Annotated in this window: 8 protein-coding genes; all 8 read left to right on the top strand. The window is 35.1% G+C overall.

Features of this window, described 5'->3' with window-relative positions; all coding sequences use genetic code 11:
• The first annotated feature begins 4 nt into the window (after window positions 1-4).
• The 8 genes from ASD98_RS23915 (at window position 5) to ASD98_RS00875 (ending at window position 15994) form a co-directional block, all read left to right on the top strand.
• On the top strand, window positions 5-160 hold the full coding sequence (locus ASD98_RS23915; RefSeq protein WP_157849130.1) for a hypothetical protein: 156 nt from the start codon (window positions 5-7) through the stop codon (window positions 158-160).
• Window positions 161-185: 25 nt separating this feature from the next.
• Window positions 186-1619 carry a sialate O-acetylesterase gene (locus ASD98_RS00905; RefSeq protein WP_242412052.1) on the top strand — a complete coding sequence of 478 codons (1434 nt, stop codon included), beginning with the start codon at window positions 186-188 and terminating at the stop codon, window positions 1617-1619.
• 212 nt (window positions 1620-1831) lie between these two features.
• The gene (locus tag ASD98_RS00900; protein ID WP_056198789.1) at window positions 1832-4162 is read left to right on the top strand and encodes a DUF5703 domain-containing protein; all 2331 of its coding nucleotides are present in this window, start codon (window positions 1832-1834) and stop codon (window positions 4160-4162) included.
• Between the two features lie 15 nt (window positions 4163-4177).
• On the top strand, window positions 4178-6637 hold the full coding sequence (locus tag ASD98_RS00895; RefSeq protein WP_056198786.1) for a polysaccharide lyase family 1 protein: 2460 nt from the start codon (window positions 4178-4180) through the stop codon (window positions 6635-6637).
• 192 nt (window positions 6638-6829) lie between these two features.
• Window positions 6830-8848 carry a glycoside hydrolase family 127 protein gene (locus ASD98_RS00890; protein ID WP_056198783.1) on the top strand — a complete coding sequence of 673 codons (2019 nt, stop codon included), beginning with the start codon at window positions 6830-6832 and terminating at the stop codon, window positions 8846-8848.
• Between the two features lie 204 nt (window positions 8849-9052).
• Window positions 9053-10039 carry a pectinesterase family protein gene (locus tag ASD98_RS00885; protein ID WP_056199610.1) on the top strand — a complete coding sequence of 329 codons (987 nt, stop codon included), beginning with the start codon at window positions 9053-9055 and terminating at the stop codon, window positions 10037-10039.
• A 603-nt stretch (window positions 10040-10642) separates the two neighbouring features.
• The gene (locus tag ASD98_RS00880) at window positions 10643-14011 is read left to right on the top strand and encodes a SusC/RagA family TonB-linked outer membrane protein (RefSeq protein ID WP_056198782.1); all 3369 of its coding nucleotides are present in this window, start codon (window positions 10643-10645) and stop codon (window positions 14009-14011) included.
• An 18-nt stretch (window positions 14012-14029) separates the two neighbouring features.
• Complete coding sequence (locus tag ASD98_RS00875) at window positions 14030-15994, top strand: RagB/SusD family nutrient uptake outer membrane protein (protein ID WP_056198779.1); 1965 nt, start codon at window positions 14030-14032, stop codon at window positions 15992-15994.
• The last annotated feature ends 48 nt before the right edge of the window (window positions 15995-16042 follow it).

The following is a 16042-nucleotide window of genomic DNA, read 5'->3' as shown; positions in this document are numbered from 1 at the left end:
CTGGATGGAAACAATAAATAATGAGGGTGATGGCTTTAGCCAAAATGCATGGATTTTGGCTAAAGCCAATGCTAGATCAACTTTTATTCCTCCAGCTAAAGCTGGAGGCAATTCAAAAAACATTAAATATTTACAGATTAAAATCTATAAAATCATTTAATCTATGGCAAAAAATATATAAACTAATGAAAAATATAAATCAAATTCTTGTTGCTATTGTAATGCTTTTAGCAAGCTTCCAAATCAATGCAAAAATCAAATTGCCTGCATTGTTTTCAGACAATATGATGTTGCAGCAAAAGTCAAACGCACCCATTTGGGGTTGGGCAGAAAAAAACGGAAACCTGACGATAAAAACGTCATGGAATTCTAAAACCTATAAAGTAAAAGCTGATAATTCAGGAAAATGGAAAACGGAATTACAAACGCCATCATTTGGCGGACCATTTACAATCGAAGTTACAGAAGGAACTGAAAAAGTAACTGTAAAAAATGTATTAATTGGAGAAGTCTGGCTTTGTTCCGGACAGTCGAATATGGAAATGCCGTTAAAAGGCTTTCAAGGACAGCCCGTTAAAAACGGAAACGAAGTCATAGTAAAATCAAGCAATAATAACATTCGATTGATTACAATTCCGCGTGCTACGGTTTTAGAACCTTTACAAGATTTTGAAGGAAAATGGGAAATTGCTTCGCCAAAATCAACATCAAATTTTAGTGCAACGGCTTGGTATTTTGGTTCTCTTTTACAGGAAGTTTTAGATGTTCCTGTTGGTTTAATTCATGTTTCGTACGGTGGTTCAAGCATGGAAGCGTGGATGAACAAAGAAATGCTGAAAGATTTCGCAAGCGCTAAAATTCCGACTACGAAAGAAGAATTGGCAAAAGATCCTAATCGTGTTCCGACGACTTTATTTAACGGAATGCTTTCGCCTGTAATTGGTTACGGAATCAAAGGCTGTATTTGGTATCAGGGAGAATCGAATTATGAAAGAGCATCTGAATATACCGCCTTGATGAAAAAAATGGTTTCAAGCTGGAGAGCTTTATGGAAACAAGGAGATTTTCCATTTTATTACGCTCAGATTGCACCGTTTAATTACGCTTCATTTCATCCAAAAGATTATTTAGAAAAATACAATTCAGCTTATTTGAGAGAAGCACAGTTTAAGGCTTCAAATGAAATTCCGAATTCAGGAATGGCGGTTTTAATGGATGTTGGTGAAGAAAATAATATTCATCCAATGGACAAGGAAAAAGGCGGGAATAGACTGGCTTTTCAGGCTTTAGCAAGAACCTACGGAATTGAAGGTTTCGAATTCGAGAGTCCGAAATACAAATCGATGGAAATTAAAGACGGTTCGGTTACGGTTTCTTTTGATGATGTAGCCAACGGAATTACGTCTTACGATAAAGAAGTTACCGGTTTTGAATTGGCAGGAGAAGACAAAGTTTTTTATCCGGCTAAAACTGTAGTAAGAAGAAAATCAGTGGTTCTGACTTCGGATAAAGTAAAGAAACCAGTTGCTGTTCGCTATTTATGGAAAGATTTCGCTAAAGCGGAATTGTTTAGTGCAGGAGGTTTGCCGGTTTCATCTTTTCGAACAGATGAATGGTAATCGATTAAACCTTTTATGATATTTTAAGTCTAATAAGTTCATTTAAGTTATTGCTTGATTGGTTAAAAGATTTTTGGGTTTTAACGTGCTGACTATTTTGTAGTTGGCAGGCCTTCCTAAAATAAATAAAAAGAATTAACATATTCGATTAAGATATTAATATATAAAGTGGCTTTCCATTTTTAAGTAATTTTACGTCTAAATAAATAAGTGTGAAAAATACAATAATTTTATTTTTTTTCTTTTCAACGCTTTTAATTGAAGCGCAAATTCCTGTGCTTGAAAACTATAATCAGGTTTGGAAAACGCAGAGCCAAAATTCATCTGAATCAATGCCTCTGGGAGGCGGCGATATTGGTATGAATGTCTGGGTAGAAAAGGGCGATTTGTATTTTTATTTTTCACGAAGCGGGACTTTCGATGAACATAATACTTTATTGAAATTAGGTCGGGTAAAAATTGCTTTAATGCCAAATCCATTTGAAGGGGCAGCAGGTTTTCATCAGGAATTAAAACTCAAAGACGGATATGTTTTAGTGGGGCAGAATGATACTAAAATTAAGCTTTGGGTTGATGTTTTTAGACCAATTATTCATGTTGATTTAGAAAGTAAAAATCCGCTGAAAATGACAGCTTCTTATGAAAGCTGGCGTTATCAAAATCATCATTCAAAAGGAAAAGAAAATAATGCGAATTCTTATAAGTGGACGCCTCAGGGAGATATTATTATTTATAAAGATTCGATTGCTTTTGAAAATAGCGGAATTAAATTTCACCATAGAAACAGAGAAAATACTGTTTTTGACGTAGCTGTTAAACAACAGAAAATGGAATCGGTAAAAGACCAATTGCTGAACCCAATTGCGAATTTAACTTTTGGCGGATTCATGAAAGGCGATAACTTAAAACCGAACGGAACATATCTAGGAAAATATCAGGATACTGATTTTAAGGGTTTTAATTTATCAAGCATAAAACCATCCAAAAAACATTCTTTGCAGCTTTATTTAAATACCAGTCAATCGGATTTAAATAATTGGAATAATGATTTGAAAAAACAAATTTCATCTAATAAAAACACTTCAAAACAAGCAGAAAAAAACACTATGAAATGGTGGAATAATTTCTGGGAACGCAGTTTTATTTTTACCCAAAAAAATCAATCGATTGAGAAGGATTCGGTGTATCAAATCGGGCAGAATTATCAATTGTTCCGATATATGCTCGGATGCAATGCATATGGGAAATATCCAACCAAATTCAACGGCGGACTTTTTACAGTTGATCCTGTTTTTACAAATCCCGATTTAGATTTTACACCCGATTTTAGAAATTGGGGAGGAGGAACCATGACAGCTCAAAACCAGCGATTGGTTTATTTTCCAATGATAAAAAGCGGTGATTTTGACATGATGAAATCGCAATTGGATTATTATTTGAGTCTTCAAAAAAATGCGGAATTAAGAAGCAAAGTCTATTGGAACCATAATGGCGCTTCTTTTACAGAACAATTGGAAAATTTCGGCTTGCCAAATCCCGCAGAATACGAATGGAAACGTCCCGCAGATTACGATCCGGGAATGGAATACAATGCGTGGCTGGAATATGAATGGGACACGGTTTTGGAATTCTGCCAGATGATGCTGCAACAAAAAGAATATGCTGGAGAGGACATTCAGAAATACAATCAATTTATTATAAGCTGTCTTCGATTTTTTGATGAACATTATCAATATTTAGCAAAACAGAGAGGAAAAAAAGCATTAGACGGAAACGGAAAACTAATTCTCTTTCCAGGCTCAGGAGCTGAAACATATAAAATGGCGAACAATGCCAATAGTACAATTTCGGCTTTGCGAGTTATTACAGAAAACCTTTTAAACCTTTCAGGAAATCAGTTATCCAAAGAAGATTCAGCATATTTAAAAGCATTTCAAACGAGAATTCCGCCTTTAAATTTCGGACAAATCGAAAATCACAAAATTTTACTTCCTGCAAAAACATGGGAACGAGTCAATAATTCAGAAGTTCCTCAATTATATCCTGTTTATCCGTGGGGAATTTACGGCATTGGAAAACCTGATTTAGAAACGGCTTTAAATACCTGGAAATACGATCCTGATGCTTTAAAATTTAGAAGTCATATTGGATGGAAACAGGATAATATTTTCTCAGCTCGTTTGGGTTTAACCGAAGAAGCAGCAAAATATAATACAATGAAAATGGCGAATTCAGAGCGTCGTTTCCCTGCCTTTTGGGGTCCGGGCTTTGACTGGGTTCCAGATCATAATTGGGGAGGTTCAGGAATGATTGGCATGCAGGAAATGCTTTTGCAGGAAAGTGATGGAAAAATTTATCTTTTTCCGGCTTGGCCAAAAGACTGGAATGTTCATTTTAAATTACATGCAAAACAAAATACGACCGTTGAAGCAGAATTGGTAAACGGCGAATTGAAAGTTTTAAAAGTAATTCCGGAAGAAAGAAAAAAAGACATTATAAATCTGTTAGGGAAATCTGAAGCAGAGAAAACGAAATTAAACTAACTATTACCAACAAAAATGATAAAGAAATTACTAAGTACTGCGGTTTTGTCTATGCTTTTGACAGCAAACGGACAAGCACAATCAGTTCAAAATACTGATAGACAAATTGTAAAAGTTGACTTTGATTTTTTTCAAAGAAGACTAGAAGAAGTTCATGATGTAAATTATGATTCCTGGATTGTCAGCGATCAAAAAGAAGCCGAAAAAACATTTAATAATGTGGCATTTAAACTAAAAGGAAACTTTACCTCAAAATGGTATAAAGTTGGAATGAATGCTCCATTTTATAATAAATTAGGAAGCGACGGTTTGGTTACGGCTGAAAATTTAGAATTGAAAATCAGCGGATTGAAAGCGGGAAAACATACGCTTTTGACTTTCCATAATGCTTTTGATGTTATTACGGGAAAAACTTTTTCTCCAATTAAAATCTACGTAAACGGAAAACTGGAGCAAACAGTAAATGCTAGCCAGAGAGCCAATGCTAAAATTGATGCTTCGATGGCGTATATTGCTTTTGATGCTGAAAAAGGCAAAGATGTAATTGTTCGTTTTGAAATTGATCCAACTTCAAATCCTGATGTTATAAAACAGATTGTGATTAATGGTTTTGAAATTGATACGCCAAACCTGATGAATCAGGCGCGTACTCCAGAACCAAAAAATAGAGACGAGCATGTTGAAGTGGGTAAAACTTTAACCTTAAAATGGGATGCTGTAAAAAATGTAGCCTTTCATAAATTATATTTTGGTGAAGATAAAAACGCTGTAGAAAATGCAACAGAAGCTTCGAAAGAATTTAAAGGAAAATTGACTGATAAATCTTTTTCAGTTTCTGATTTATATTCAGGGACAACTTACTACTGGAGAGTGGATGAAGTGGATACTAAAGGCGAAGTAACTTTAGGAAATGTATGGTCGTTTAAACCTGCTCAATTGGCGTTTCCGGGAGCTGAAGGTTACGGACGATATGCTGTTGGGGGACGTGGCGGAAAAGTGATTGAAGTAACCAATTTAAATGACGATGGACCAGGAAGTTTACGTGATGCTGTAAATCAGGAAATTGGACCAAGAACAATTGTTTTTAATGTTTCAGGAAATATAAAATTAGCTTCGAGATTAGTAGCAAATCAGCCTTATATCACTATTGCGGGACAAACAGCGCCCGGTGAAGGAATCACAATTAGCAGAGCGCCAATTGGATTGACAGGAAATGATGGAGTGATCCGTTTTCTAAAAGTGAGAATCGGAGGCGGAACTACTTATGACGGAATGGGATTAACTGGCGCCGATTATAGTATTATTGATCACTGCTCGATTAGCTGGACTATTGATGAATCGTTTAGTTCACGCGGTGCTCATCACATTTCTTTACAGCGAACTTTAATTTCAGAAGCTTTAAATGTGGCTGGACATGATAAATATCCAGCTGGAAAAATGCACGGCTTCGCTGCAACGATTGGTGGGGATATTGGTAGTTTTCATCATAATTTATTGGCACATAACCAAGGCCGTAACTGGAGCATTGGCGGTGGTCTAAACGGCGACGGTTATTACACAGGAAGATTGGATATCACAAACAATGTGGTTTACAACTGGGGAGGAAGAACAACTGACGGCGGAGCAAACGAAGTGAATTTTGTAAACAATTTTTATAAACCGGGCGCTTCAACTACAATATTTGTGGCATTAAATGCACAGCATGAAGGCGTTGGAAAAGGAATGCAGCGCTATTATTTTAACGGAAATATTATGCCAGGTTACTTTGATGAGAAATCTCAGGATAAAGGCAGAAAATCTACTATAAGTAATAATGAGAAAGTAGAATATGAAACTTTTGTAGATAAACCATTTTTTCCTTCGTACGTAGAAACGCAATCAGCGAAAGCAGCTTATAAAAATGTGCTTTCAGATGTAGGAGCCAATCAGCCGTTTTTTGATAAACATGATAATAGAATTGTAGATGAAACGTTAAAAGGAACTTTTACTTTTAAAGGAAGTAAAAGTGGTTTAGGCGGTATGATCGATAACGAACAGGATGCAGGAGGATGGCCGAATTTTGCGTCAGAAACGCGTCCGTCAGATTGGGATACAGATCATGACGGATTGCCAAACTGGTGGGAAAAAGCTTTTGGTTTAAATGAAAATTCATCAGCTGGAGATTTCTCAGATGCAAATCAGGATACAGATAAAGACGGATTTACGCAGTTGGATAATTATTTAGACTGGCTGGCACAGCCTCATTATTTTGTGAATTCTGGAGAGAAAAAGACTTTAAGCGCTGCAGATTATTTCAAAGGATATGAAAACAAACCCGTTTATACGTTCTCTGATCTTAAAAATGGAAAAGTGGTTTTAAAAGGAAAAGAAATTCAGTTTGCAACGGTTGAAAAAGGATTTGCTTCTTTCGTTCTAACCGTAAAAGATGCAGACGGAGATTCAATGAGCAGAACTATTAATTTCTTTGTAAAATAAAAAGGTTTCACGCAGATTTGCTTCGCCAGTTCGCTGTCGCTCGGGTGTCTGATTTAGGCAGATCTGCGCAGATTTTTAATTTAGAAATAGTAAATCAAAAATAAATCTGCTCAATCTGCAAAATCTGCGTGAAAAATTTACCTCCCGCAGATTTTGCAGATCAAGCAGATTTTAGATTAAAAAATATTCAAAATGAAAAAGAACATCATTATATCCTCTTTATTTCTTTCAACTGTAATCTTTGCACAAAACAAAGGTTTGGTTGCTAATTCAGAAAGTCCGTATTCGAAACTGCAAAGTGTAGGTTTGCAAGATGTAAAATGGACAAACGGTTTCTGGAAAGAACAATTTGATGTAGAAACCAAAAATACGCTGCCGTATATGTGGGATTTGTATCATAACGATTCGATTTCGCATGCTTATAAAAACTTCGAAATAGCAGCGGGTTTAAGCAAAGGTGCTTTTAAAGGGCCTTCGTTTCATGATGGTGATTTCTATAAGATTTTTGAAGGAATGGCTGCCACTTATGCTGTTACAAAAGATAAAAAACTAGATGCCGAAATGGATAAAGCCATTGCGCTTTTTGCAAAAGTACAGCGCAAAGACGGATATATTCATACGCCAGTTTTAATTGACGAACGCTGGGGAACTTTAGGTCCGGAAGAAGTAAAAAAACAATTAGGTTTTGAGAAATACAATATGGGACATTTAATGACTGCGGCCTGTATTCATTATCGTGCGACAGGAAAAACAAATTTCCTGAATATCGCAAAAGGCGTTGCCGATTTCTTGTATGATTTCTACAAAAAAGCGTCACCAGAATTGGCTCGAAATGCCATTTGTCCGTCACATTATATGGGAATTGTTGAAATGTACCGAACGACTAAAAATCCGAAATACTTAGAATTAGCTAATAATCTAATTGACATTCGCGGAACTACAAATGACGGAACCGATGACAATCAGGATAGAATTCCGTTTAGACAACAGAAAACTGCAATGGGTCATGCCGTAAGAGCGAACTACCTATATGCCGGAGTTGCCGATTTATATGCCGAAACTGGAGAAAAGAAATTATTAGACAATTTAGAATCTATTTGGGATGATGTAACGTATCGTAAAATGTACATTACAGGAGGCTGTGGTTCTTTGTACGATGGCGTTTCACCAGACGGAACTTCTTATGATCCGACAGTTGTTCAAAAAATACACCAAGCGTATGGGCGCCCTTTTCAATTGCCAAACGCAACGGCGCATACCGAAACTTGTGCCAATATTGGAAATGTTCTATGGAATTGGAGAATGCTTCAAATTACAGGCGATGCCAAATATGCTGATGTTGTGGAGTTAGCACTTTACAATAGTGTGCTTTCGGGAATGGATTTGGAAGGAGAAAAATTCCTATACAATAATCCACTGAATGTTTCTAATGATCTGCCATTTCACCAAAGATGGGGAAATGAGCGTGAAGGCTACATTGCTCTGTCAAACTGCTGTGCGCCAAACGTAACCAGAACAGTTGCCGAAGTTGGAAATTATGCTTATAATCTTTCAAAAGAAGGTTTGTATGTGAATTTATATGGAAGCAATCAGTTGAGAACAAAATCTTTAAATGGAGAAGAAATTGAAATTGAACAGCAGACCAATTATCCTTGGGACGGAAAAATAACGTTGAAAATTATAAAAGCACCAAAAGATTTACAGAATTTCTTTTTAAGAATCCCAGGCTGGAGTCAGAATGCTGAAGTTTCGGTGAATAATGTAAATATTAGTGATAAAATCGTTTCTGGAACTTATCTAAAACTAAATCAAAAATGGAAAAAAGGAGATATGATTGAATTGAATCTCCCAATGCCAGTTGAGTTGATGGAAGCGAATCCGTTGGTTGAAGAAGTTAAAAATCAGGTTGCTGTAAAAAGAGGACCTTTAGTTTATTGCTTAGAATCAGATCAGCTTCCTGCGAAAACAAGTGTAAATGATGTGGCTTTAAATGTGAATTCGAAATTTAAAACTAACAATTTTATATTAAATAATAGAAACTTAGTCAGCATTGATGCAGAAGCCGTAATAAATCCTAATAATTCATGGGGTAAAACTTTATACAAATCTATTTCTTCTAAAGATGGAACTGTAGTACCTGTAAAATTGATTCCGTATTTTGCATGGGGAAATAAAGAAAAAGTTGAAATGACGGTTTGGATGTCGCATTAAATTTTGTAAGCTGATGAAACGGATTTACTTCGTAAAGACGCGGATTAAAAACTGATTTTAACCCCACAGCTTGTCATTTCGACAAAGGAGAAATCTTCGTAAGTAACTCCTCAAAGTGAATCGCCAATCTTTGTCGAGCTACTTACGAAGATTTCTCCCTATAGTCGGATGACAAATACAAGAAGAATAAATAACTCAAAAGATATGAAATACATTCTAGCTTTATTTTTAATAACCACACTTTCAATATCAGCACAAACTCTCGACAATAAACTGGCATTAACCGTTGCCCAAGACGGTTCAGGAGATTTCAAAACCATTCAGGAAGCGATAAACAATGTTAAAGACAATTCAGAAAAACGAGTTGTAATAACAATAAAGCCAGGGAAATACGTAGAAAAATTAGAGATTCAGGCTTCTAAAACATTCATTACCTTAAAAGGATCAGACAGAAATAAAACCATAATTTCATTTGATGATTATTCGGGAAAACCGCTGAGAGAAATTGATCCATCTGGAAAAAAGTTTTTTGGAACATCTACATCATATTCTTTTTTAATTAAAGGGAATGACTGCACACTCGAAAATCTTACTGTTGAAAATACAGCAGGAAGAGTAGGGCAGGCAGTTGCACTGCATATAAAAAGTGATCGGGTTATTGTAAAGAACTGTAATATCTCAGGAAATCAGGATACGTTATTTTTATCAGAAGAAAATACCCGAACTTATTTTGAAAGCTGTTTTATCAACGGTACAACCGATTTTATTTTTGGTGCAGCGACAGCTTATTTTTATAAATGTACAATTGAAAGTTTAGCGAATTCCTATATTACAGCAGCTTCAACTCCACAAGGTCAAGCATATGGATTTGTTTTTATAGATTGTAAACTTACGGCTAAAGACAAATCAGTCGATAAAGTATTTTTAGGAAGACCCTGGAGACCCTATGCACAAACTGTTTTTATAAATACTGATATCGGTTCACATATTATACCGGAAGGCTGGAACGCATGGATTGATACCAGATTTCCTGATAAAGATAAAACAGCCTATTACGCAGAATTTGGAAGTAAAGGCTCAAGTGCAAAAGATTTGTCACAAAGAGTATCCTGGTCGTATCAATTAAAAAAAGCTGATATTAAGAAATACAATAGAGATTGGGTTTTAAATGGATGGAATCCTAATAAATAATTATAAGATTAGATTTTGTATCAAAAAAAGAATTTCTATTTTTTATTGGTCAGATTTTACGTTTAAAAAAAATATTTTTTTGGCAAAAAATTAAGGAATGTTTTGTAAAGCGAAAACGTTTTCATGTTGTAAGATTTCTACTTTAAAAAATGGCTCTTCTTTTTAGAGAAGAGCCATTTTTTGGTTTAATAGTACTAAACTTAACGCATTAAAATACAGGGTTTCAGTAACCTATTTTGCAGAAAAAACAGCTATTTTTTGTTTTTAATGCTAATTCTTCTGTATTTGTTTTAAAAGCAGTTGTTCTATTTGATTATATGTAAACTTATTGCTTGTTTTTTCTGTTTTGTCTATTTTTTCCTTCTTTTTTTTATTAATATTGTTTTTTTGAGTTAGTTTTTTTTAGATAATACCAGTAAAGCAGGATAGAACAGGACGGTTCTAATTCGTCATCGTTATATTTTTGGTATATAAAATAAATGTGTTTTTAACATTTAATTAAAGTGTATTAAACTTTTTTTAAATTTTAATATCTTTAAGTGAAACACATTTAACATGACTAACTAACACTAAATAAAACCTAACCAAAAAACAAAAACATTTATGAAACAAGCACTTTTAAAGAGATGTAGTTTTCTTTTGTTTACACTGATGAGTGTGATGAGTTATGCTCAAAACTCAAATCAAGTAACAGTAACAGGAACTGTGACTGATCATGTATCTGGTCTGCTTCCAGGGGTAAACGTAACAGAAAAATCTACAAAGAATACTGTTACGACAGATTTTAATGGTCAATTTCAAATTAAGGTTAAGCCAAATGCAACTTTAGTTTTTTCTTTTATCGGAATGAGAAAACAAGAAGTGCCGATTGGAACACGTACAACTGTAAATGTTAAACTAACAGAAGATTCGAATGAATTACAAAACATTGTTGTAGTAGGATATGGTTCTCAGAAAAAAGAGAAACTAACCGGAGCTATTGCAACAATAAACGCATCAGATATTCAGGAACTTCCAGTTTCAAACTTATCTGAAGCCTTGAGAGGTCAGGTTCCTGGTTTGAGTGTAATTGATGGAGGAGGTCGCCCGGGTGATGCATCTTCATTAGAAATTCGTCAAACTTATGGTTTCTCAAAAGATGGAAGTTCAAAAACACCTTTGATTATTATTGACGACATGATTCAGGTTGATCCTGTTAATGGTAGACCGTCTTTAGATGCATTTAATAGATTGGATCCGTCAGAGATAGAAAGTATGACTGTCTTAAAGGATGCTTCGGCTGCGATCTATGGTTCTCGTGCATCTCAGGGAGCAATTGTAATTAAAACTAAAAGAGGAAAAAGCGGTGTACCAACATTTTCATATTTTAGTCAGTTTGCAGTAAATGATGCTGTAAGCCATAGTAAAACAATGTCTGCTTATGATTATGGTGTTTTTTCTAATAGGTTTTTTAGAGGATCAAACAATATTGGTCCTAATGGACAATATCTTTTCAATGATGCAGAATTAGAAGAAATGAAAGATTTGAACTATGACTGGCTTAAAGAAGCATGGAAACCTGCTATACAGCAAAAACATACTTTAAGTGTAAGCGGAGGAACTGAAAAAGCGACTTATTTCGCTGGTATTAACTACTTTACACAAGGAGCAAACTTAGGAAGACAAGATTATAACAAATGGAACTTCCGTACTGGTATGACGGCTAAAATCAATAACTCTTTAGATTTCTCTGCAGCCGTTTCTGGAAATTCTGGAGATATTGAAAAATCTTTTACAAAAGCTTCTGCTAATATTAATGATAGCAGTTATGGTTCTGCTGCAGGTGGTGAACAGGCTGATTACGGATTTTTGCTACATATGCCAAAATATATTCCATGGGAAACTACTGTAAATGGACAAGAATATTATATGTCGCCGTTTCCACGTACCGATCGTACTTTAGGATCTGCCAACGCAAATAATACAATTGCTGGATGGAATTATTTTGCTGGGATAAATAATGGTTCAAAACAAACAACAAACGATTTCTCGTATAATGTAAACATGTCGTTAAATTATAAAGTGCCATTTATAAAAGGATTATCACTTAAAGGAACATACTCAAGAAGCCAGACTTCTGTAAGTACAGAACAAGTTCAGCTGCCATATGATTTAGCCAGAATTATAGGATATGAGAAACTGGACAGCCACTTAGCAAGTTCAGCACTTCCAACTACTCAAAATAATGGAGTTGATAATTACTATGTAATCGAAACTAATGCTCGTAATTCAAGAGTTTATTATGATAGTAATTTCTCTAAATCAATTCAGGCCAACTTCTTTGCAGATTACAACAGAACATTTGATAACCATGAAGTTGGAGCGATGTTTTCTGTAGAACGTTCAGAATCAGAATTTAAAAGTACACGTTTAGCGTTTGAAAATACAGGTAAAGACTATGGAGGATCTTACCAAACTGCTGGTACTTTAAGTACAAACTCAACGGCATTAAAAGGAGAGCAGGGAACTTTATCTTATTTAGGACGTGTTAATTACAGTTATAAATCAAGATATATGCTTCAGTTTCTTTTTAGAAGTGATGCATCTACAAAATTTGCACCAGAAAACTATTGGGGATTCTTTCCTTCTGTTCAGGCAGGATGGATCGTATCTAAAGAAAATTGGTTTACTGATAATGTATCTTTCATAGATTTCTTTAAAATACGTTACTCGATTGGTAAAACAGGTAATGATAATATCAATGCTTGGAGATGGATGAAACTTTATGATGTAATTGCAGATAAAGGATTCCAATTTGGGTCTAACGGAGGAGTTTTAGGAGGTGGTATAACACCAAGAGTAGAGCCAAATAGAAATGTAGGCTGGGATACAACAATTAAAAACAATTTAGGTTTTGATTTAACTTTACTAAAAAACAGATTGTCTATAACAACTGATTTTTATTATGATAAATCTAAAGAAATGCTTACAGGTATGGCTGGGGCAGTTGGTGTGCCAATCTCTGTAGGTGGTGGTTTTGCTGAAGAAAATTATGCAGCAGTAGACTCTTGGGGAACAGAAGTTAGTGTAACATGGAAAGATAATATCAATAAAGATTTTAGCTATAATGTTAATGTAAACTTTGGTCTTTCGGATAACGAAGTTAAAAAATACCCAGAACCAGCTTTAATGCATCCATCAAACAATTTAACAGAAGCAGGTCGTTCTCTGTTTTTTCCACAATGGGGATTCAGAACCTGGAAAGGTACTTCATCAGGAGACGGTATTTTGCGTACAGATGATGATGTTGCAAATTACTGGTCATATTTAACAGAACGTGCTACCGCTGCAGGTGTTAGTCCAAACTATATGGGTATTTCTAATGTTTCAAATATGAGAAAAGGAATGCTTGCTTATGAAGATGCAGCAGGGCAGTTTAATAGTACAGATGGTACTCAGGCAGGTCCTAATGGTCAGATTACTAAGAACGAAGATTATGTGAAATTAGTTAACAGAAACAGAACATACGGCTTTACTACTAATTTAGGAGCAAGATATAAGTCATTTTTCTTCAAGACACAAATTGGAACTTCTTGGGGGGGGTACCGCGCGATTGATGTTGTAAAACAAGGAACTTCATCATCTCACAATATGTGGGGACGCGAAACTTTCTGGAATGATATGTACTCAGATGATAATGTAGATGGTAGATATCCTAACTTGGCAAATCAGGATTATATTGCAGTGCCATCAGATTTCTGGCAGCTAGATACTTTCCGTTGTACAGTAAGAAACTTAACTTTAGGATTTGATATGCCAAAAGAGCTTTTGGAAAAAATTAAAATTTCAAAATGGTCAGTTGGTGTAACGGGTAATAACCTTTGGGATTTATATAATCCTTACCCAGATCATTACCGCAATATGTACGATAGTTCTTCTGAGAATTATCCAACACTTAGAACATGGGCTGTTACTTTAAACATTACATTCTAAATTTAATTCAATAAGAAGATGAAACTAAAAATTAATAAATATATAACTATAGCATTTCTTACAGTGCTTAGTACTTCTTGCAGCGATAGTTTTTTGGAAGAAAAGAAAAATTATGGAAGTGTTGACGATTCGTTTTACGAAAGTCAGGAACGAGCTACAGCGTATATCAATAACGTTTATTTTGATTATTATTCTGCTTTTAAATCTCCAGGACAAATCCTCGTTGGATCTTATACAGATGTATATTCAAAAATGACAGAGGAAATAGGAGGAATTCAGCCTCTTATTAACCCAACAATTACTTATACAAATGCTGCAGATGGATCTGCATATTATGGAGGTAAGCTTGAAGATAAGATCAATAACTATCCTTACAACAGAATTAGAGACTGTAATGCTTTTATAACAGACATCGATGTTAAAGGAGCGACCTTAGACAAAACATTTCGTGATCAGGCAAAAGGACAAATGTATTATTTGCGTGCTGTTCAGTATTTTGATTTAATGCGTGTTTACGGTGGAGTTCCTATCGTTACAGAAATTCAGACTCCAAGTACAGATGATCAATCCATAAAATTACCAAGAGCTACAGTAACTCAGGTAGTAGAGCAGATTGTAAAAGATTTAGATATGGCGGCAAGTTTATTGCCAAGAAACTGGACAACAGAATATGGTCGTGTTACGAAAGGAGCTGCATTAGCAGTAAAATCGAGAGTTTTGTTAACCTATGCCAGTCCATTATTTAATAAAAACTGGGACACATCTACGGAGCGTTGGAATGCAGCATTGCAAGCAGGTTTAGCAGCAGAAACAGAATTATCAGGAGCTGGATACGGATTGTATGGAAATTCAGCAAAAGACTGGCAGAATATGTTTGCCCTTGGTAACAATGCATTTTGTTCTGAAGCGATTACAACACAGCTTTTATCAACAAACAATACCAATCTTGGAGTGAATAACTCTTGGGAAAAAGGAATTCGTTTAATTAGCCAGGGAGGAACAGGTGCACTGGAAGCTCCTAAAGAAATGATTGATTTATTTCCAATGGACAATGGTGCAAGACCAACAACTGCAAATGGTTATAATTCATTTCTATTCTTTATCAAACGTGACCCAAGATTTTACAGAACATTTGCTTTTTCAGGTGTTAAATGGGATTATAAAGAAAGTGCAAAACCAGTTGTTTGGGCTTACCGTTGGTTAGATGGCTCAAATAAACCTTACTATAGTGATTCAAATAATGAAACAAGTCCAGCCTTAGTAAGAAAAATGACAGATGTAACTGCAACAAATGCTAGTAGTTTTCAATATTCAGGAAATGATATATTAGAATATCGTTATGCAGAATTATTATTAAACATTGCAGAAAGTTATGCAGCTCTAGGTCAAACAGGAAATGCAGTAGCTTATTTAGGAAGAATTAGAAACCGTGTAGGTATTTCTTCGGCAAATAATTACGGAATAGGAACATTAAGTGATAAATATGCTGCGATTGAAGCAGTATTATATGAGCGTAGAGTTGAGCTGGCATACGAAGGAAAACGCTATTGGGACGTACAACGATGGATGCTTTATGATAACGCAGGACTTCCTGGTACTACTGGAGGAACGGTAACTAAATTAGGTTTAACACCAATTAACGGAACACAGCGTACTGGAAACTATTTGCAATATAAAAATACAGCAACAAATGCAGATCCTTTAGCAGCGGCTCGTGCAAGTATTTCAGCAGATCCGGATTCAGCTAATTTCCAAACACAGTTAACAGCTTTAGCAACATTCTATACTGATAATTTCATATTTGTTGCTCCACCAACCCCAATGGATAATGTTAATAATGCAGCGGTTAAAATTAAATTTAACCCAAACTATTACATAATGGGATTACAGAATACTGTTTTATCTCAAAACCCATGGTTAAAACAAACAATTGGTTGGAAAGATGCTTCTGGTGGTGATGGAGATTACAACTATCAAGAATAGATATCACAATGAATTACCCTAAATCATTAAGCATATCTAATAATAAAA

This window comes from Flavobacterium sp. Root186 (genome assembly GCF_001428525.1).
In the GTDB taxonomy this organism is placed as follows: domain Bacteria; phylum Bacteroidota; class Bacteroidia; order Flavobacteriales; family Flavobacteriaceae; genus Flavobacterium.
Note: the sequence above shows the minus strand (reverse complement) of the source record. Positions and strands in the feature narration are given on the sequence as shown.